This is a genomic window from Providencia sp. PROV119, from assembly GCF_028482435.1.
GTDB classification, from domain to species: domain Bacteria; phylum Pseudomonadota; class Gammaproteobacteria; order Enterobacterales; family Enterobacteriaceae; genus Providencia; species Providencia stuartii.
The window spans coordinates 180,293-199,234 of record NZ_JAMPQL010000001.1; the positions used below are offsets into that span (position 1 = coordinate 180,293).

The following is an 18,942-nucleotide window of genomic DNA, read 5'->3' on the forward strand; positions in this document are numbered from 1 at the left end:
TTATCTTATTTTATAGAGGCAGTTATGAGTAAAAAAATTATTTTAGCAGCATTAATTTCCGGGGTAATGAGTTCATCCGTTTTTGCCGCAGGAAGTGGCACGGTATCTTTTCAAGGTGAAATCATTGATGCTCCATGCGGTATCAGTGCTGACACTGCTAGCCAAATTGTACCAATGGGTAAAATCTCCAATGCTTCATTAGCGGATGGTGGTAAATCTACTGCACAAAATTTTAATATTCAATTAGTTGATTGTGATGTTAGCACACTGAAAACAGTTGATGTTTCTTTTACTGGCGGTGCAATTGGTACTGATAGCGATATGTTAGCGATACAAGGTTCAGCATCAGGTGCAGGTGTTGTGGTTATAGGCATGAATGGTGAAAAAGTGAAATTCGATGGCTCATCGGTCACTAACCAAAACCTACTAACAGGTCGAAATACACTGAACTTTTCTGCTTATTTACAAGGATTAAGTGGCCAAGCGATTGTTCCTGGTGATTTTACCGCAGTATCTAATTTCTTATTAGAGTACAAATAATACTTGAAAAGTATTGATATTTAATTTTGAACATAGGACTTCAGTATGAAAGAAAATATGTATTATACCACTATGGCCTTCTTGATTTCTGGAGTCCTTTCATTTGCACATGCTGATGAAGAAACAGGGTTGTTAACTATTCAAGGAGAAATTACAGATGCAGCATGTGCAATCGCGACAGGCTCGAAAGAACAATCTATTGATTTAGGAACGATTCCTATAAGTTTAATTAAACAAGATGGCAAAGGTCCGGAAAAAAGTTTTTCAATTCATCTTATTAATTGCAATTTAATAAGGCATAACAGCCAGAATCAATTATGGAATGCAGTTGAATTAACTTTTGATGGTCCATCTGAAGATAATATTTTTTCAATTTTTGGCGATGCTCAGGGTGTGGGGTTATCTTTAAGAAATTCGAGCGATATAAATATTATTCCCGGTAGGCCAGTATCAAAAATAGATATTACTCCACCATCAATGAGATTGGATTATCATGTGAGATTAGTCTCCAATACCAAACCATTACAATCAGGGTCTTATTACTCTGCGATTCGATTCAAACTTGAATATTATTAAAAATCATTGATGAAATTATTTAACTAGGGATGCTTATATGTATTCATATAAATTGGTTTCCTATCGGCCAAATATGGTTTATTTATATATTTCAGTTGCGTTAAATATATACCCAATAAACTCTATTGCTCATAATGATATTGAATTTAACACGGATGTGTTAGATGTCGAAGATAAAAAAAATATTAATTTAAATCATTTTTCCCGCGCCAACTATATTATACCGGGTAGCTATTCTTTGACTCTCAGAGTGAATGGCGATGAATTATCAGAAATACCCGTTAAATTTATTACGCCTAAAAATGATCCAAAAGGAAGTGAACCCTGTCTTTCACCTGTAGAAACACAAAAGTTGGGGCTAACGAAAGACGCTTATAATTCACTGGCATGGTGGAATGATAATCAATGTGTGGATCCTAATAGCTTAGCAGGGATGTCAATTACTGGGGATTTTTCAACATCTTCTTTAAATGTAAGCGTTCCTCAGGCTTATTTAGAATATAGTGCACCTAATTGGGATCCACCTTCTCGTTGGGATGAAGGTATTCCAGCAATAATGTTGGATTACAATTTAAACGCGACAGCCAATCATTCTTACAATGATGGTAACGATATTTATGCACTAAATGGTAACGGGCTTGTCGGCATCAATACAGGTGCTTGGCGCTGGCGTGCAGAGTGGCAAAGCCGTTTAGATTATAATACTCAGTCATACGTAAAAACGAATAACGATTTTCGTTGGAACCGCTTTTATACCTATCGTGCAATTCCATCATTACAGTCAAAACTAACACTGGGTGAGGATTACTTACAGTCAAATATTTTTGATAGTTTCCGCTTTATTGGTGGTAGCTTGCGCTCGGATATCAATATGATGCCACCGATCTTACGTGGTTATGCGCCAGAGGTAACAGGGATCGCACAAACCAACGCGACAGTGATGATTAGCCAACAAGGACGCACTATTTACGAGACACAGGTCGCACCTGGCCCATTTCGTATTCAAGATTTGAGTGATGCGGTTTCCGGCAAGCTTGATGTCACTGTAAAAGAGCAAGATGGTTCGACGCAACAGTTCCAAGTAGATACGGCAAGTCTACCTTTCTTAACGCGTCCGGGACAAGTGCAATATAAGTTAGCTTTAGGGCAGCCAACGGATATCGATCGACATAGCCAAGGTGATAGCTTTGCCACAGGGGAGTTTTCATGGGGGGTGACTAATGGCTGGTCTTTGTTCAGTGGAACGCTAAATAGCCAAAATTATAATGCACTCTCATTAGGCCTAGGACGTGATTTGCTCAGTTGGGGGGCTATTTCAGGAGATATTACGCACTCGATTTCTAAATTACCGAGTGAAGAGCGCATACATGGTGGCTCATATCGTGTGAATTACTCAAAACGTTTCGAAGCGATCGACAGCCAAATTCAATTCGCAGGCTACCGTTTTTCTGATCGCAACTATATGACTATGTCTGACTATCTAAGTGCTAGGCAATATGGTGAACGTTACGGCAGTAGTAAGGAGCAATACACCGTATCGATGAGCAAGAATTTTAGTGACGCAGGCGCATCTGTTTACCTCAATTATAATCATCAAACCTTCTGGGATCGTCCTGATAATGATTATTACAGCGTTATGTTTTCCAAATATTTTGATATTGGAACGATTAAAAACGTCAGTCTAACGGTTTCGGCAAATCGTAGTATTTACCAAGAGAGCCATGACGATAGCGGTTATTTATCGGTGAATATTCCATGGGGCAGTGGGGTACAAATCGGCTACTCGCTCGATACTAACCGTCACGATACAACCAATCGTATGACGTATTACAACAGCACTGATGAACGTAATAGCTATCAATTGAGTGTAGGGAATACGCGTAAGGGGCTATCAAGTAGTGCGTTCGTGACTCATCAAGGCGATCTTTCGCGCATTACAGCTAATGCTAGCTATATGCGTGGGCAATATAGCGCAGTGGGAGCTTCTTTTAATGGTGGTTTAACACTAACACCAAATGGCGGTGCTTTCCATCGTATGAGTTCGATGGGAGGAACGCGTCTATTAGTTGATACTGATGGTATTTCTGATGTTCCTATCAAAGGTTATGGCAGCCCGATAACGTCAAACCGATTTGGTAAAGCGGTAGTGACTGAGCTCAGTAGCTATTATCGCAATAAAGCCAGTATCGATCTCAATGCGTTGCCTAATGATGTTGACGCTCAACAATCTGTTGTTCAAGCCACTTTGACAGAAGGTGCTGTTGGTTACCGCAAATTCTCTGTCATATCAGGGCAAAAGAGAATGGTGGAGATCCGTTTGGCAGATCATTCTTTCCCGCCATTTGGGGCTCAAATCTTTAATCAAAAAGGGCAAGAAGTCGGCATCGTCGGTGATTCAGGAAGCGCTTACGTTAGTGGGATCAACGCAAATGAAGTGATGAGTGTGCAGTGGGGGGGTGATGCTCAATGTCAAATCACCTTCCCTGAGCCACTTCAAAATAGTGAACACGCATTGTTATTGCCGTGCCGTGTATAGCTGTCATGCATATAGCTTAAATGCCCAGAACAATCATTGATAAACCACATTAGGTACTACATAGGAAGGTAACGATTAAATGAAACTAAACACCAAATTTATTGCAGGGGTTGGGTTAGCCAGTTGCGTGTTATCCAGCACCAATGTATTAGCGGCTATTTCAATGGACCGAACGCGTATCATTTTTGAGGGAATGCAGAAATCGGTATCGTTAAATGTCGCTAATAATAACAAACAACTTCCGTATTTAGCTCAAGGTTGGATAGAAAATGAAAAAGGAGAAAAAATCACCTCTCCATTAATTGTGTTACCGCCTATTCAACGTATTGAGCCTGCGAAATCAAGCCAAGTAAAAATTGAAGCATTACCCGCTATCAATTCATTACCACAAGATAGAGAGTCGTTGTTTTATTTCAACTTACGGGAAATTCCGCCTAAAAGTGATAAACCCAATACATTACAAATTGCACTACAAACACGGGTCAAACTTTTTTATAGGCCAAAAGCCATTATTAGCGGACCAAATACCGTTCCTTGGCAACAAAAATTAACCTTATTAAAAGAGGGGAATAGCGTAACGATAAATAATCCAACGCCTTATTATGTCACCGTTATTGAAGCTGGTGAAAGTAATCAGTCTGCACCAATTAAAGATTTTAAGCCGATTATGCTAGCCCCTTTTAGTGAGCAAAATCTTGGCGTGAATAGTCATCAACTCGGTAATACGCCAGTGCTGACTTATGTTAATGACTATGGTGGTCGCCCTAATCTCACTTTCAGTTGTCAAGGAAGTACGTGCCATGTTGATCCAGATGCAGCAGAGAAATAAGGCTAATGGTGCCTATGAAAGAGGGTAGATAAATGACTTTACATAAGCGATTGGCTATCTTTTGGACGCTGCTAATAGGGGCGCCATTGGGATGGGCAATGAATGAAAATACTCAGCTATATAATTCAGCGAATAATTGGGATGTCGATGGTCAACAAGGCGTGTTGTATGTTCGTGGTTCTTTATCGGAAAGTCCGTGCCGCTTAGCGATGACATCTGAATACCAATCTATTGATATGGGTAATTTTGAAACTGCGCAACTTAATCGTATTGGGGCAAAAGGGCGGGCGGTTCCTTTTCAAATAGAGCTATTAGATTGTATTTCTCATCCAACATCATTACTTGATGAAAAAACAGGACAAACAGCGTGGAGTCACTCTCAGCCAGCGGTAAAAATACGCTTTGTAGCACCATCAACAAATGAAATGCCTAATTTGGCTTTAGTCGAGGGGGCAAAAGGGTTTGGGTTACAGCTAAGTAATGCGTCAGGTACGGTTTTGTCTTTAGGGGAAGAGAGTCACCCTGTGTTATTACCCTCTGGCCAACGTCAACTGACCTACACGATTACACCGGTTAGGACGGGATCACTCTTAATCGCTGGAGCATACCATGCGGTGATCTCATTCCAGATGCTCTATGAATAGGAGCAGTGATAATGAAAAAATCGTTTATTCATCGGGTGAGGTGTTTGCGTAGCCTAGTGCTCAGTAGCATTTTATTAGTGAGTACCAATACTAGTGCGGATATTTATACTTTAAGGATTAAAGTCAAAGTATTACAGCAAACCTGTACCGTTAATCAAAACCAAATTATCACTGTTGATTTCCCTGACATGGTTATTAAGGATATTGATGGACAGCGTTATGAAACGTCGATCCCTTACACATTAGCTTGTGATGGCTCTGCGAATAATCCAGCATTGAAACTCAAATTTAGTGGAACGCCAGCCAGTTTTAACACCCAGTATCTTGAAACATCAGAGAGTGATTTGGGGTTAGAAATTCGCGTTGATGGCACGGCAACTGAGCCAGGACGTTGGGTTGATTTCTACTTTAACACATTACCTAAATTAACCGCAGTCCCTGTATTAAAAAATGGGGGTTCGGTGAATGCTGGGGTATTCAATGCATCAGGCACATTAAGTGTGGAGTACCTATGATGAGCAAACAAAACAGGCGTCTAATAAAGCCCATGTTTGCCTTTATGATAGGCGCTTATATGTCGCCTGCATTAGCCAATACCGTGGATGTGAAATTTAAAGGAACATTACTTGAAAATCCCCCTTGTGATGTTTATAGCGATAAAGGAATTAATCAATCAATACAGATTGATTTCCAAGACATAGGTATCAATAAAATTAACGGTATCGACCATCAACGGCCTTTTACCGTAAATATAGATTGTCGAAGTTATACGTCACGACCTTCATCTTTAGCACTGTCTTATAGCGGTGATGCTGCGAATGGTTTTGATGCCAATGCGTTACAAGCCGATGTAACAGGTCTCGGTGTACGTTTATATCGAAATGAAAATGGAAGTGTTGTGGCACCAAATAGCCACTTCACCTTTAATTTGCCTAGTAATGGCTTTACGGCGCTGAATTTCTATGCCGTACCTGTAAAGGATCCACAAGTGAACTTACAGGAAGGCCCTTTTGAAGCGATTGCAACCATTGCATTGCAGTACCCCTAAGGAGGAAAAATGAAGCATATGGGTATTTTTTTAGGGGTAAGTTCGTTGGTGGGGGCGCTTTCTGCAAATTTATATGCTGCCACAAATAGTAGCCAAGTGACATATGGCGGCACATTGGTAGCAGAACCCTGCGAAATTGTGCCTGAATTTGAGAACTTTTCTGTTGAGTTCAATAGTATCTCAACGAAAGAGTTGTACTCAAACAGCAGGATCTTAAGTAAGGAATTTGAGCTTCAATTGAAAGATTGTGACGCTTCAATTGCAAATTCAGTAACGACTATTTTTAATGGCAACGCCACGCCGGATGGGCTTTTAGAGTTTGATGCCAATAGTGAGGCATCGGGAGCCGCAATCGGTATTGAAACGTTAAGTGGTGTGAAACTCCCATTGAATCCGACGAGTGGAGTATCTTATCCATCACAGCCGATAAAAAATGGTGCCATGACGATCCGATTACGTGCTTATCTTCAAGGAAAAGCGGGAGCGATTGCCAATAACAGCATCAAACCCGGTAATTTTTCTGCCACCATGACATACACCCTAAGCTACCAATAAGTGGCTGAAATATGTCTTCAACGGGCCAATAATTCAGTTTAAATCGAGGATCATATGAAAAACATATGGGGTCAACGTTTATTTAAAAATTATCTGTTATTTAGTGTATTGTTATTGTTAGGCACTAAAAGTTTTGCATCAACACCTTGGATAAATTCGCAGTGGATCGGTGTTAACAGTTATGAAGTGAGGATCCCTTCGAGTTCAGGGCGCTGTTATAACCCCCAAAATTTAACGAATGGGAGTTGTTCTAATGTCAATATTTCTTCATACCGTCTTTTCCACTATGCGCCAGTGAATCAGTTTCCATGGATGAGAACAGTCAACCAGTGTACTGTGGAAATTGAAATAACTTTGTTACTAAGAAGCGTTGCTTATGATAGGTATGGCGCTTTTCTCTTAACTCCACCACCGACAGGAACACGCTACATCAATTCATCTGGAGGATTAAACCATTCATATTATAGGTATACCGCAAATCGGAGTTGTGAAAGTGTCTTAAATGATCTATCGCTGTTTCAAATGTCAGGTACTAGAGGGGTAGGCCAAGCGGCTCCAATAATTATATCTAGTGTGGCGAATCCGAACGATTTTAGACGAATATGTTGGCGGGTGAATGTATATGGTGCGAATAACACATCATCTTCTTTAGTTGCAGGTAGTGGCATCGATGAAACGGACTGTACACGTTCTACACCCGAAGTACCGATTGCTTGTACATTTGAGATGTCGACATTACTGGATCATGGAACGGTGGATTCTAATCAGCTCAATGGACATAAGGCAACGGCCACAGGGTATGTAACCTGTACAGGGAATACCAAAGTGACCACACAGTTACTCGGTAACGGCACTACCAGCAATACCATTCTTGCACCAGGCTTATATTCAGAAGCAAAGGTCTGTGCACGCAACACTTGCTCTTCAGGTAATGAACAATACACGATTGATACGGCTATGAATGTAAAAACGCCTTTTAATGTGGAATCGACATTACATAGTTCAGGAAGTATTGCTGCTGGGGAATATCAGGGAACTGTGGTATTAGTAACGAGTATGTTTTAAAGAGTATTATATAGACTTTAAACGGCTCGCTTTCGTTATTGTGAGCCGTTTGCTTTATTGACTGACCAATCCTTTTAAGCACGTTTCTAAAAATTATTTAGCAGATTATGTATTGATAACATCGGGAACAGTGTGGTTTCCCAATGTGTATTGTCGGTCAAAAAATGATTTTTCTAATCATCATTTATTATGTTTCGAGACCGAATCTAAGCCTCATTAAGTTTGTGAACGCTCTGAAACCTAGCTGAGCTAGGCCAACAGACTGTTATCGTTAAATGAGTTCTCAAAGGTGATGACTAATCTAGACATCATTCTTTCTAAGAAATTAATTCGACAACAAGCATATAGAGATGAACGTAGCGCCCTGATCATACAGAGAGGCTACGCTACTCCCAACCGTTCGAATGCTCTTTTGATAAATGCGGTAAAAGTGATAAAAAGACCTCGATTTTTCGCTCGACAGTCATATTCACAAAATCATCCATCGCAATCTCTACGCGTTGTATCTTTCCATCACGGATCGTGAATTTATACATCAAATGCCCAGTCCAGCTTCTGTGAACGAAAACACAGCCATCCTCACTGTATGATAGCCATTTATCTTCCATGCATGAAGGAAGCCAGCCATTCAGTATGTTTCTTTCGGCTGTTTCCGACAGAGGGTAATTCAAATGGTGAACCAATGGCTCATTTTCAAAAAACTTCAGATTTTTAAATTGGCTCTTATCGATCACTTAATTTACCAGACTAATAATATCTTACGGTACAGCCTATACAAACATCCGATTGAGATCAAAGTTAATCATAGTTTCATGGGGGGAATTTTGTCAGCTGACGAGGTGGGGATACTGGAACCTTTTTAGATCAAACGCCTCAATAAAAAATGAGGACGTTATTCGCACTTTGAGACCTAGCTGAGCTAGGTCTTAGTATTTAACTGAACAAGTTAATTAATTCTTTTTCACAAACTCAGATTTCAGCTTCATTTGGCCGAAACCATCAATTTTACAATCGATATTGTGGTCGCCTTCGACTAAGCGAATGCCTTTTACTCGAGTACCAATTTTCAACATTGATGAGCTACCTTTCACTTTTAAATCTTTAATGACAGTGACGGTATCGCCATCCGCTAATAGGTTCCCGTTAGCATCTTTAACGATCAACTCATCGCTTTCTTCTACAGGCTCGGCATCATTCCATTCATGCGCACACTCAGGGCAGATATACATATCGTTATCAGTATAGGTGTATTCAGACTGACATTTCGGGCAAGGAGGGAATTGCATATTAAATACTCTCAGTAACTTATTTAAAAATGTAAAGTGATGACTGCTTATTGATGTCAGCCAACACGAAAGGGGATAGTATAAGGTTAAAGCAAAAATAATTTATTTTTTAGGAATATTCTTAATCGAGCGGTGCGTTTGTCACCGCCCTAATGGAAGAAATTATTGGTGTGCGCACACTTCACAATGGGGGTCTTTGGTCAGTTTGAATTGGCGGAATTCCATCGTCATCGCATCAAAAAACAACACGTTACCAGTATTGACCTTGCCATATTGGGTGAGCAATTTGAGGGTTTCCATTGCTTCGAGTGTACCTATCGTACCAACCAAAGGCGCCATTACGCCGGCTTCTACACAGGTTAGACTATTTTCACCAAACAAGCGGCTCAAGCAGTGGTAACAAGGCTCTCCTTCTTGATAGGTGAAAACAGATAGCTGCCCTTCCATACGGATAGCGGCACCGGAAACAAGTGGTTTCTTATGCTGGAAACATAAGCGATTTAACTGCTCTCTAATAGCCACATTATCAGTGCAATCAAGGATAACATCATGGGTCATTATCCGTTCATTCAGTTGCGCATCGTCCAACTGTGCATTGACCGTTTCAATACAAATATGTGGATTGATTGCGGCTAACTGTGCTTTAGCTGAATCAACTTTAGGTTGACCAATCGTCGCATCACGGTGCAAGGTTTGTCGCTGTAGATTAGACAGTGAAACAGTATCGAAATCGACTAAAGTGAGTTGACCTACACCAGCGGCAGCTAAGTATTGTGTGGCTGCGCAACCTAAACCACCAAGGCCAATGACCAGCACTTTGCTGGCCTTGAGTTTCTCTTGCCCGTCAAAATCAAATCCACGTAAAATGATTTGGCGGTTATAACGCAACATCTCTTGATCGGTAAGCTCTTGCACGGTCATTATTCGCTTTTGAGTAAGTCATTAAACATTTCGACATCAACGGTTTCGCCTACCGCGACATGCCCACGCTCCCTTTCTAAGACGATAAAGCAGTTGGCTAAGCTAAAGGAGCTAAATACATGAGAGCCTTGGTGGCCAGTTGTTGCAACTTGCAGTTGCCCATGTTCATTGACGCTTAGGATCCCGCGTTGAAAATCCAGACGACCGGGGCTTTTTTTCAACGGTGTGGTAACAGGAACTTTAAATTTCATTGGCGCTTTCCATTGGCTATTCCCTGAAAGGCGAGCAATCAACGGCTGCACGAGTTGATAAAAGGTGAGTGCTGCGGAAACTGGGTTACCCGGTAATCCACAAAACCACGCTGAATGGAGTTTACCAAAAGCAAATGGTTTACCGGGTTTGATTGCTAGCTTCCAGAAGCCGATTTCTCCTAGCTCCTCTAAAATTTGTTTGGTGTAATCCGCTTCACCCACGGAGACGCCACCACTACTAATCACTAAATCAGCTTGGTTATCTGCATCAATAAAGGTCTGCTTGAGCTTTTCAGGGGAATCAGGAATAACACCAAGGTCGATAACCTCACAGTTAAGTTTTTCGAGCATTAGGCGAACAGTAAAACGGTTAGTGTCGTAGATCTGCCCCTCTTTGAGTGGTTGACCCACCGCTTGCAACTCATCTCCCGTAGAAAATACCGCAACTTTTAGACGGCGGTGTACATCAACCGTTGAAATACCCAAAGAAGCAATAAGAGGCAATTGAGCCGTGGATAGCAGAGTACCCGCGGGGATCACACTACTACCTTTTGCGATATCTTCCCCAGCACGGCGGATATTGCTGCCTTTTTTAACTGTACCTGTAAACACGACCCCTTGAGCTGTCTCTTCCGTTTCCTCTTGCATGACGACAGTATCGACACCTTGTGGAATAGGGGCGCCAGTCATAATGCGCACACAGCTACCGTGCGGAAGCTCCCCTTGCATTGGTTGACCTGCGAATGATTTTCCTGCTACAGGCATAGGGGTTTTCCCATCCCACTCAGCGAAACGAAAACCATATCCATCCATTGCAGAGTTATCAAATGGGGGAACATTCATTGGCGAGGTGATGTCGGCTGCGGTGATGCGTTGGGCCGATTCTGTGAGCGGAATGCGCTCTGAGTGAGTCACTGTTTGTGTTTGAGTGAGTATTTTATCGAGTGCTTGCTCAAGTGAGATCAACCCAGCGGTATGACACATGTCCATTAGTACCCCTATTATTCTGCTTTGCCATTGAGGCTTAAGATTTTGTCGTGCTGCTTATTATGGCAGAGATATCGCGAGGGGTGAATGAATAGAAATTGATTAAGAATAGCTTTTCGTTGGATTTTACGAGAAGTCTCGCGCGAATAAATGCCTTAGATAGCCCTACGGACATAAATTGTATTTTTGTTAATGTTATGTTAAAAAGTAATCTGATTAATTATTGCATTCTAAATGAAACTAAGGAATTTATGGTTTCCGCCAATGAACAGGCGCACCCTAGCCGTAGTGCAGCCGCCTTCCATATTGCTTTTAGTGGATTTCTTTCGCTCGTTGTTGTTATGGGGATAGGGCGCTTTACGCTAACTCCCCAAGTCCCTTTAATGATTGAAGAGCATCAACTTACACTCTCTACAGCCAGTGTGGTCGCTGCTTTTAATTATTTAGGGTATTTGTTGGGCTCCTTTGATGCAATGCGTGCGCGTCAACACGTTGAAAGACGCATGTGGTTGGGAATATGGGGAGCCGTTGCGATAACCTTGATTTCCGCACTTCTTGATGGCCCTATTTTACATAGTATTGCCCGTTTTTTTATTGGCTGGGCGAGTGGCATGGCACTGGTACTCGTGGTTGCTTGGGCTAATGAGAATTTAGCAAAATTAAATCGACCTGCATTAAGTGTGGCGGTATTTGCTGGAACCGGAGCTGGAATATTTCTTAGCGGTCTGTTTGCGGTAGCCATCCAAGATTGGCAATTATCTGCCAGCCAAGGTTGGTTAATCTACGGTGGGTTAGCACTAATTTTTAGTCTATACATTAGCTGCCATATTCCACGTACGGGGCAGTGGCATCGGCCTGTCGGGGAAATAAAAAAACTTCAGCTTACGCCAGAAATCAAGCGACTGGTATGGAGCTATGGATTGGCTGGCTTTGGTTATATTTTGCCAGCGACATTTTTATCACAAATGGCCGCGCAGCGTTTCCCTGATAGTTTATTTGCCCAATTTGTTTGGCCGGTCTTTGGTATATCCGCGGTGGTTGGCATTCTAATCGCCATGCTACTACGTAATTTCTCGACAACCCAAAACCGATTAGCGATCACTTTATGGTTACAAGGGATCGGAATATTAATCTCAGAAGTTATTTCGGGTATTTCAGGGTTGGTGATTGCTGCAATCCTAATTGGTGGGGGGCTTATGTGTGCGGTACAGTTGTCAATGCAACTAGGACGTGAATTGGCCCCGGAACATAACCGTTTTATGGCGGGTTTACTCACGACATGTTATGCAATCGGGCAGCTTATTGGCCCTATGTTGTCTTTTATTTCCACGACATTCACCGGAAAACTAGAACCTGCTTTATACAGTGCGTTTATCGCATTGTGTGTCGCGGGTGGGTTAGTTTATCGCCGTTCTCGATAAAGAATAGCTCTGAAAATATGTTATTAATTATAGTTAAATGATGATATATCCGAGGGGAGCATCAAAGGCTATCCTGATAAAATGAATATTTGTTGATGCAAATATTTCATCTGATCTATGGATGTAATGCTGGATTATCTAAACTTGCTGTTTTAGAGTACAGCGCACACCTGCATTTTCATAAAAAATCGTTATATCGTTTGTGGAGAATCTAATGTCATCTCTGAGTAAAGAAGCCGAATTGGTGCATGCTGCTTTGGAAGCAAGAGGGCTTGAAACCCCGTTGCGTATCCAACCAAAATCAGGCGAAGAGCGTAAGCAACTGATTGAAGGGCATATGACAGAGATCATGAAGTTACTGAATTTGGACTTAACTGACGATAGCTTGGCGGATACACCAAAGCGCATCGCTAAAATGTATGTCGATGAAATTTTTTCAGGTCTAGATTACGCGAACTTCCCAAAAATCACCGTCATTGAAAATAAAATGAAAGTTGATGAGATGGTCACTGTGCGTGATATTACCTTAACAAGTACATGTGAACACCATTTTGTTACTATTGATGGTAAGGCTACAGTTGCTTATATTCCGAAAGATAAAGTGATTGGCCTGTCAAAAATCAACCGTATTGTTCAATTTTTCTCACAACGTCCTCAAGTACAAGAACGCTTAACTCAGCAGATTTTGGTGGCCTTGCAGACATTGCTAGATACTAATAATGTTGCGGTATCAATTGATGCTGTGCATTACTGTGTTAAAGCTCGAGGCATCCGTGATGCGACCAGTGCCACCACCACCACCTCGTTGGGAGGACTGTTTAAATCTAGTCAAAACACACGTCAAGAGTTTTTGCGCGCAGTGCGTCACCTGTAATCTATTATGACTGCCATATTATCGCATCGCTCCCAAGAAGGGCGAATTGATAGGCTTGATGCAACACGTGGCATCGCAATCTTAGGTATTCTATTAATGAATATTTTTGGGTTTGCTTTGCCGCAAATGGCTTATATTAATCCTGTTTATTCTCAATCTATTAGCCAAACTGATATGGCTACTTGGGTGGTTTTTAACCTATTTATTCAGGGTAAGTTTTTAACGATTTTTTCGATTTTATTTGGTGCGACGTTAGCGTTATTACGTCGCAAAGGCGACCGATGGAATATGAGTCGTTTAGTCATTTTGGCGGTACTAGGGCTGATTCATGGTATCGGTTTTTGGTCAGGAGATATTTTATTTGCTTATGCAGTAACGGGATGTATTGCATTACTGATATTTAAACAATATGACTCTGGCAACCTATTAAAAATAGCAGGCTTTGTCTATTTTATTGGATTAGTGAGTTTATTGTTGTTAGGTAGCACGGTGGGGTCGAGTGATTTTTGGGTCGTTTCTGAAGAGCAAGCGTTGTACGAATCACTGGGAAACACTACGGGGGGGAGTGTTAGCTTAATCTATCGCACTCAATCGATGTTAACCATGGTGGAAATGCTGTTTATTCAGTATGGGTGGCAGCTGCTGGGGCTAATGATCGCGGGGTATGTCGCGATGCGCAGTGGATGGTTAAGCGGGCAATTCAGTTCCCAGCATTATCGACGTATGGCAATGCTATTAATTATTCCCGCTTTGCTTGTTCAAGCCGTATCTCTTTATATGCAAAGCCTATCAGGATGGAGTTATTTTGCGACAGCCATTGTGGGCTATGTTGTCAACGAATTGATGTCCCCATTACAATCTTTTGGTTATATCGCCCTTATTTACGGTTTTTGGGGAACGCTACAGCATAGTGTGTTGGCCAAAATGCTACAGTGCACGGGGCGAATGGCATTAAGTAATTACTTATTGCAAACCTTAATTTGTGTGACGATTTTTTATTATTTAGGCTATTTCAACCATTTTTCACGGTCTGAGTTGTTGCTCTTTATTGTGCCAATTTGGGCGGTAAACCTATTATTTTCTTATTTCTGGCTCTCCTTTTTTCATCAAGGCCCGATGGAGTGGGCGTGGCGAAGGTTGACCGAAAAGTTAGATAGAATATAGAAAAGGCGAGATAAAACAATTCAGGCAGTTACCCTGCCTGATTGCTAGAAATTTTTAAATTTTGTTGATTTCATCGGGAGAAACAGCCGGATAGCCCTTGATCCCTTCTGGCATTTTAATGGGCGCAGGGATAGACTCTTGCTCCCCTAAAAACTTAGGTTCGCGGTTTAAAACATAGAGATCCGCTAAAGCCCCCAACCGAGCAAACACTTCACGTATTCTTACTTTAAACATCGCTTTTGGTGTTGGTACCGCTAAACATTGCGCATCTATCCCTTTGTGCTTAGCGATAAACAACGCGCGTTCGCAATGGAAGCGCTGGGTAATAATCGTAAAATTGTCGGTATCAAATACTTTCCGTGTGCGCACAACAGAATCTAATGTTCTAAACCCTGCGAAGTCGAGAACAATTTTTGAAGCGGGCACGCCTGCTTTGATTAATTCCTACGCATGGCGATGGGTTCATTATAACTGTGTGCACCATTATCACCGCTAAGCAGTAGATACTTCACCTTTCCACTGTGATAAGCATCTGCTGCCCCCTGAATTCGGTAGCTATAGTATAAATTTTGGACGCCACTTGAATAATATTTAGATGTACCCAATACCATACCAACATCACGTATTGGCAGATCAGCGACATCTTCATAAATATCAGGAGCCGTATCCCATGCTATCCAACGGTCAAGTAAAATAATAGTGACTAACGCTATCCCTAAAATCGCTATCAGACCATAAAGCAGACGTTTCCTCATTGTCCTTGCCTTTAATATTAATAGTCATGGTGATAAGGCTACTTGAGTTAAATAGGGGAAGCAAGTCGGGCAACGTAAAGTCCTGTCAATCGATTTAAGGGAGGGTTCTGTCGATAGTGCAAAAATGCGAATTGGTGGCTAATAAGAAAAATCTAACCTAGTTGATGTAGATCAATTTTCTATCTATCACTTGCGGCAGTAGGTACATGATTGTCGATTTTATTGTCAGTATGATAATAGCTCCCAACTACCCTACAAAGAATAAGAAGGAATGGGTATGTCAACATTGACATCAAAATTGGAAAGCTTATTGAATAGAGGTAAAGGAACTGAACAGCGTCTTGCCCGTTTTTTGCTAGATAGTCGTGATAATTTTGTTGCAATGAATGTGGCGGAGTTGGCTCAAGCTGCGGGAGTGAGCAGCGCATCTGTCATTCGTTTTACTCGCCAAATGGGGTATCGCGGATATTCTGATTTTAAAGTGGACTACTTATCGGATGAAAAACAATATAAAGCTGAAAGCCTCAGCGGTAGCTTGAACCCTTATGATGATACAGAGCAAATTATCGCTAAATCGGGGCAAATGTTTATTACAGCCATTGAAAAATCGCTGGAATTACTCGATCCCAACACCATGGATGAGATTGCGCAAAAAATAGTTGAAGCGAAACGTATTGTTTTATTTGGGGTTGGTACTTCTGCGATTGTGGCTTATGACATCTTCTATAAATTAATCCGTGTAAACAAGTATGCACTATTTAGCCCTGACTTACATGTACAGCTAAGTTATTCGTCTAATGTAGATGCCGATGATCTGGTTATCGCGATCACGGCAAAAGGGAATACGCCAGACATTAACCATATGTTAAAGTTAGCAAATAAAAAAGGGTGTAGCACCATCGTATTAACCCGCTTTGGACAAGATGAAGCCGTGCGTTTGGCGGATTTAGTCCTTCCCTATTTCTATGAAGAACAGCTCTTTCAGACTGGCGTGATCACACCACAAGTTTTGCAAATGGTCGTTTTTGATACGCTGTTTTTTAAATATTTAACACTCACCAATGAAGATGTCGTGCTTGCATTACAGAAGGAACGAGAAGCCATAATACAATTAGGATGAGGCAGAATGATTTTTACTGAGTTAGTTATCGGTGCATTGATTGGTTTGGTTATTAGTACAACGGGGGTCGGGGGCGGAGTTATTGTTTTACCAATATTGAGCTATTTTTTTGGTCTTAATGCGCTGGCTGCTGTGGCGACGGCTAATTTTCTTTCGATGTTGATGAAAGTGTCATCGTCATATATGCATTTTCGTTTAGGGAATATTCCCCTTAAAGGGGCATTAATTGTGCTTGTTATCATGCTACCTAGCACATTTCTATCAAGCCTCCTTGTTACTTGGTTGGGGAGTCTGCCTGAATATACCCAACAAGTTGAGCGGGGGATCAATCTACTTGTTGCTGCCGCTATTATTTTTTCGCTGTACTTATTTATTCACCGTATGTTTTTTGCCACACCGATACAAAAAACTACCCTGAAACAACATCAAATAGGGGCAATGTTTTTTCCTGCTGTGATAGCTGGGGTCGTGCTTGGTGCGACGGGTGTTGGAGGTGGGGTGGTGGTTTTACCCATGCTATTACGTTATATGCAATTAAACATTAAGCAAGCGATTGGAACTTCTATTGTGGTGACTACTGTCTTATCCGGCTCTTCTGCATACGCTTATGCGCAAGATGGACACACCGATTTAACATTGGCGTTAACCTTATGTGTTGGGGCATTACTGATTATGCCACTCGCAAAATATTTGCTGCTCAAACTATCAGAGCGTACCTTTCAATATCTGACATTGCTGCTGATCTTATGTAGTGCCATTATGATGACACTTAAGGTGGTGATAAACTGACCCTTCTCAAAATTATTGGTTGGCATCAGCAAGCTCTGTATAGACTTCCTGATAAATAAACTCACGCTCCTCTAGTAAGTGCTTATTTGTAGAAAATGAATAGAGGTAGATCATCATCGTAAGCAAACTTGCTGCAATGACCGTAATACAGAGATTAGCAACACGTAACTTATGGGGAACAAGTATATAAGCGATGCTGATTAAGGCGCCGATGATAGCACCACCAATATGTGCTGCATTATCAACGCCGGACTGCAATCCATTAATTAACGTTAATGCAATCATGGCAATCAGATTATAGAGTTGGTATTTTTGTCTACGCTGTATTACGGGATGAGGATTGGGTTTATTGATAACCACTTTGATTAAATATATCACTGAGGCTGCTGCAATTCCCATAATCGCGCCAGAAGCCCCAACACCGATAGTAATGTATACAGTACTATCAGTCCAAAGGTCGCTATTTGATATTTCGTAATATTGCCAATATGCACTAAATAAGGCCGCGCCGATGCCTGAGATAATATAAATAGCTAATAATTTGAATTTGCCGTAGGCACGTTCACAGCCGATACCTATCACAAACAATGCTAAGCAATTGAAAGCAAGGTGCATGCCATTAGAATGTAGCATCATACTGATTGGATAGCGCCACCAATCACCCGTTAATGAAAGCTGATAAATATTCGCTCCAAACAAAATAAGATTACTTTCACGAGAATCAAGGGGGGATGCAAAGACGATTTGATAGAAATAGACAGCAATATTCAGTAAGACTAGAGTCAGAGTCAGCGCTATCGCGCCCAAAGAGAAGCGAGCTTTTGATTTTATTGAGAAAGGATTTTGCTGCTCTGCCATATTATTACTCTACAAGACGACCACTATAGTTGAAATATTATAATATAGTAATATATTTTCGTTAATTTTAATATAATTGAATGAGGATTGGCGTTATCCAAAGCATAATGTGCTGTTCTCAGTGCTTTTAGTTATGACCAGTGTTAGGAAATAAAATTATTCCATATTAAGAGTATTACCTTTTAAGTATATTCCTAATGTTGAAATAAAAGTGATCATTTCGGCAATTTTAACATAATAGTATTTCACTTAATCCAAATTTTTTATTACCATGCGTGGTTGCTTTTTAATGTTTATCAAAAAATAAATAATTATCTTTTTAAGATAGGGAGATATCGATGTCTTACGAAAACAAAAGTGTTCCAAATGAAATCAAACGCTGGAATTGGGGGGCATTTATTTTTAATATCTATTGGGGTATTGGTAATAAATCTTATTTGCCATTACTCACATTAATTCCTTTATTGAATATAGTCTGGATATTTGTTTGTGGTATTAAAGGCAATGAATGGGCTTGGAAAAATGGCGATTATGACTCTGTTGAAACCTTTATGAAGGTACAAGAGACATGGAACAGAGCTGGGTTATTTTGTTTCATTATAAGCATTGTTGTCACATTTATTATGTTCTTCTTCTTGTCTTCAATAATCGCAATATTTGGAGCAGCATCAATGCAAGGGCACTATTAATAGCGAATATGTCAGCAAACGCTGATAATACATC

The 18,942-nt window shown here is 41.0% G+C and carries 20 protein-coding genes and 1 pseudogene; 15 read left to right on the forward strand and 6 right to left on the reverse strand.

Annotation, left to right across the window (positions count from 1 at the left end):
* Positions 1 to 24: 24 nt before the first annotated feature.
* From PSF11_RS00855 to PSF11_RS00895, 9 genes are all read left to right on the forward strand, one after another.
* Complete coding sequence (locus PSF11_RS00855) at positions 25 to 540, forward strand: fimbrial protein (RefSeq protein ID WP_014657784.1); 516 nt, start codon at positions 25 to 27, stop codon at positions 538 to 540.
* 45 nt (positions 541 to 585) lie between these two features.
* Positions 586 to 1,116, forward strand: a complete 531-nt coding sequence (locus PSF11_RS00860; protein WP_004917888.1) for a fimbrial protein — start codon at positions 586 to 588, stop codon at positions 1,114 to 1,116.
* Between the two features lie 37 nt (positions 1,117 to 1,153).
* Positions 1,154 to 3,652 carry an outer membrane usher protein gene (locus PSF11_RS00865; protein WP_014657785.1) on the forward strand — a complete coding sequence of 833 codons (2,499 nt, stop codon included), beginning with the start codon at positions 1,154 to 1,156 and terminating at the stop codon, positions 3,650 to 3,652.
* A gap of 79 nt (positions 3,653 to 3,731) precedes the next feature.
* Complete coding sequence (locus PSF11_RS00870; protein ID WP_014657786.1) at positions 3,732 to 4,481, forward strand: fimbria/pilus periplasmic chaperone; 750 nt, start codon at positions 3,732 to 3,734, stop codon at positions 4,479 to 4,481.
* A 32-nt stretch (positions 4,482 to 4,513) separates the two neighbouring features.
* Positions 4,514 to 5,125 (forward strand): fimbrial protein, encoded by a 612-nt coding sequence (locus tag PSF11_RS00875; RefSeq protein WP_004917893.1) that lies wholly within the window; start codon positions 4,514 to 4,516, stop codon positions 5,123 to 5,125.
* An 11-nt stretch (positions 5,126 to 5,136) separates the two neighbouring features.
* Entirely contained in the window at positions 5,137 to 5,640 is a 504-nt protein-coding gene (locus PSF11_RS00880) for a fimbrial protein (RefSeq protein WP_014657788.1), read from the forward strand.
* The gene (locus PSF11_RS00885; protein WP_004917896.1) at positions 5,637 to 6,173 is read left to right on the forward strand and encodes a fimbrial protein; all 537 of its coding nucleotides are present in this window, start codon (positions 5,637 to 5,639) and stop codon (positions 6,171 to 6,173) included. Before PSF11_RS00880 ends, PSF11_RS00885 begins: the two co-directional genes overlap by 4 nt.
* Positions 6,174 to 6,182: 9 nt before the next feature.
* Positions 6,183 to 6,728 carry a fimbrial protein gene (locus PSF11_RS00890; protein WP_014657790.1) on the forward strand — a complete coding sequence of 182 codons (546 nt, stop codon included), beginning with the start codon at positions 6,183 to 6,185 and terminating at the stop codon, positions 6,726 to 6,728.
* A 54-nt stretch (positions 6,729 to 6,782) separates the two neighbouring features.
* Positions 6,783 to 7,793, forward strand: a complete 1,011-nt coding sequence (locus PSF11_RS00895) for an MrpH family fimbial adhesin (RefSeq protein ID WP_060560676.1) — start codon at positions 6,783 to 6,785, stop codon at positions 7,791 to 7,793.
* Between the two features lie 386 nt (positions 7,794 to 8,179).
* On the opposite strand, the gene PSF11_RS00900 is transcribed toward PSF11_RS00895, so the two are convergent.
* The 4 genes from PSF11_RS00900 to moeA all read right to left on the reverse strand — a co-directional run bounded on the left by PSF11_RS00900 (position 8,180) and on the right by moeA (position 11,241).
* Positions 8,180 to 8,527: a hypothetical protein gene (locus tag PSF11_RS00900; RefSeq protein WP_169342108.1), complete on the reverse strand. Its 348-nt coding sequence runs from the start codon at positions 8,525 to 8,527 to the stop codon at positions 8,180 to 8,182.
* Positions 8,528 to 8,743: 216 nt separating this feature from the next.
* Positions 8,744 to 9,079, reverse strand: coding sequence for a zinc ribbon domain-containing protein YjdM (locus tag PSF11_RS00905; protein WP_004917906.1), 336 nt, complete (start codon positions 9,077 to 9,079; stop codon positions 8,744 to 8,746).
* 162 nt (positions 9,080 to 9,241) lie between these two features.
* Entirely contained in the window at positions 9,242 to 10,000 is a 759-nt protein-coding gene (gene moeB, locus PSF11_RS00910; RefSeq protein ID WP_004917908.1) for a molybdopterin-synthase adenylyltransferase MoeB, read from the reverse strand.
* Complete coding sequence (gene moeA / locus PSF11_RS00915) at positions 10,000 to 11,241, reverse strand: molybdopterin molybdotransferase MoeA (protein WP_053110319.1); 1,242 nt, start codon at positions 11,239 to 11,241, stop codon at positions 10,000 to 10,002. Before moeA ends, moeB begins: the two co-directional genes overlap by 1 nt.
* A 248-nt stretch (positions 11,242 to 11,489) precedes the next feature.
* Between moeA and PSF11_RS00920 the strand changes: the two genes are divergently transcribed.
* The 3 genes from PSF11_RS00920 (at position 11,490) to yeiB (ending at position 14,697) form a co-directional block, all read left to right on the forward strand.
* Positions 11,490 to 12,659 carry a YbfB/YjiJ family MFS transporter gene (locus PSF11_RS00920; RefSeq protein ID WP_036943552.1) on the forward strand — a complete coding sequence of 390 codons (1,170 nt, stop codon included), beginning with the start codon at positions 11,490 to 11,492 and terminating at the stop codon, positions 12,657 to 12,659.
* 214 nt (positions 12,660 to 12,873) lie between these two features.
* Positions 12,874 to 13,533 (forward strand): GTP cyclohydrolase I FolE, encoded by a 660-nt coding sequence (folE, locus tag PSF11_RS00925; protein ID WP_004917919.1) that lies wholly within the window; start codon positions 12,874 to 12,876, stop codon positions 13,531 to 13,533.
* Positions 13,534 to 13,539: 6 nt separating this feature from the next.
* A complete protein-coding gene (gene yeiB / locus PSF11_RS00930; RefSeq protein WP_115113559.1) occupies positions 13,540 to 14,697 on the forward strand; it encodes a DUF418 domain-containing protein YeiB in 1,158 nt (385 codons plus the stop codon).
* A 54-nt stretch (positions 14,698 to 14,751) separates the two neighbouring features.
* On the opposite strand, the pseudogene sanA reads toward yeiB, so the two are convergent.
* A pseudogene (sanA, locus tag PSF11_RS00935) lies at positions 14,752 to 15,452 on the reverse strand (outer membrane permeability protein SanA).
* Positions 15,453 to 15,729: 277 nt separating this feature from the next.
* Here sanA and PSF11_RS00940 point away from each other — a divergent pair.
* Together PSF11_RS00940 and PSF11_RS00945 are read left to right on the forward strand one after the other, a co-directional pair.
* On the forward strand, positions 15,730 to 16,572 hold the full coding sequence (locus PSF11_RS00940) for a MurR/RpiR family transcriptional regulator (protein WP_072502932.1): 843 nt from the start codon (positions 15,730 to 15,732) through the stop codon (positions 16,570 to 16,572).
* Between the two features lie 6 nt (positions 16,573 to 16,578).
* On the forward strand, positions 16,579 to 17,361 hold the full coding sequence (locus tag PSF11_RS00945) for a sulfite exporter TauE/SafE family protein (protein WP_072502933.1): 783 nt from the start codon (positions 16,579 to 16,581) through the stop codon (positions 17,359 to 17,361).
* Positions 17,362 to 17,373: 12 nt separating this feature from the next.
* Here the strand turns inward: PSF11_RS00945 and PSF11_RS00950 are convergent, their stop codons facing one another.
* Positions 17,374 to 18,219 (reverse strand): rhomboid family intramembrane serine protease, encoded by an 846-nt coding sequence (locus tag PSF11_RS00950; protein WP_072502934.1) that lies wholly within the window; start codon positions 18,217 to 18,219, stop codon positions 17,374 to 17,376.
* 338 nt (positions 18,220 to 18,557) lie between these two features.
* Here PSF11_RS00950 and PSF11_RS00955 point away from each other — a divergent pair, with 338 nt between their 5' ends.
* Complete coding sequence (locus tag PSF11_RS00955) at positions 18,558 to 18,908, forward strand: hypothetical protein (RefSeq protein ID WP_004917933.1); 351 nt, start codon at positions 18,558 to 18,560, stop codon at positions 18,906 to 18,908.
* Positions 18,909 to 18,942: the final 34 nt, after the last annotated feature.

Bases quoted from the DNA above. Each gene is read 5' to 3' on its own strand.
- moeB (WP_004917908.1), bottom strand. From the start codon at position 10,000: ATGACCGTGCAAGAGCTTACCGATCAAGAGATGTTGCGTTATAACCGC.
- PSF11_RS00940 (WP_072502932.1), top strand. From the start codon at position 15,730: ATGTCAACATTGACATCAAAATTGGAAAGCTTATTGAATAGAGGTAAA.
- PSF11_RS00855 (WP_014657784.1), top strand. From the start codon at position 25: ATGAGTAAAAAAATTATTTTAGCAGCATTAATTTCCGGGGTAATGAGT.
- PSF11_RS00950 (WP_072502934.1), bottom strand. From the start codon at position 18,219: ATGGCAGAGCAGCAAAATCCTTTCTCAATAAAATCAAAAGCTCGCTTC.
- PSF11_RS00875 (WP_004917893.1), top strand. From the start codon at position 4,514: ATGACTTTACATAAGCGATTGGCTATCTTTTGGACGCTGCTAATAGGG.
- PSF11_RS00945 (WP_072502933.1), top strand. From the start codon at position 16,579: ATGATTTTTACTGAGTTAGTTATCGGTGCATTGATTGGTTTGGTTATT.
- PSF11_RS00860 (WP_004917888.1), top strand. From the start codon at position 586: ATGAAAGAAAATATGTATTATACCACTATGGCCTTCTTGATTTCTGGA.
- PSF11_RS00870 (WP_014657786.1), top strand. From the start codon at position 3,732: ATGAAACTAAACACCAAATTTATTGCAGGGGTTGGGTTAGCCAGTTGC.
- PSF11_RS00955 (WP_004917933.1), top strand. From the start codon at position 18,558: ATGTCTTACGAAAACAAAAGTGTTCCAAATGAAATCAAACGCTGGAAT.
- moeA (WP_053110319.1), bottom strand. From the start codon at position 11,241: ATGGACATGTGTCATACCGCTGGGTTGATCTCACTTGAGCAAGCACTC.
- PSF11_RS00885 (WP_004917896.1), top strand. From the start codon at position 5,637: ATGATGAGCAAACAAAACAGGCGTCTAATAAAGCCCATGTTTGCCTTT.
- PSF11_RS00905 (WP_004917906.1), bottom strand. From the start codon at position 9,079: ATGCAATTCCCTCCTTGCCCGAAATGTCAGTCTGAATACACCTATACT.
- PSF11_RS00890 (WP_014657790.1), top strand. From the start codon at position 6,183: ATGAAGCATATGGGTATTTTTTTAGGGGTAAGTTCGTTGGTGGGGGCG.
- yeiB (WP_115113559.1), top strand. From the start codon at position 13,540: ATGACTGCCATATTATCGCATCGCTCCCAAGAAGGGCGAATTGATAGG.
- PSF11_RS00880 (WP_014657788.1), top strand. From the start codon at position 5,137: ATGAAAAAATCGTTTATTCATCGGGTGAGGTGTTTGCGTAGCCTAGTG.
- folE (WP_004917919.1), top strand. From the start codon at position 12,874: ATGTCATCTCTGAGTAAAGAAGCCGAATTGGTGCATGCTGCTTTGGAA.
- PSF11_RS00865 (WP_014657785.1), top strand. From the start codon at position 1,154: ATGTATTCATATAAATTGGTTTCCTATCGGCCAAATATGGTTTATTTA.
- PSF11_RS00895 (WP_060560676.1), top strand. From the start codon at position 6,783: ATGAAAAACATATGGGGTCAACGTTTATTTAAAAATTATCTGTTATTT.
- PSF11_RS00920 (WP_036943552.1), top strand. From the start codon at position 11,490: ATGGTTTCCGCCAATGAACAGGCGCACCCTAGCCGTAGTGCAGCCGCC.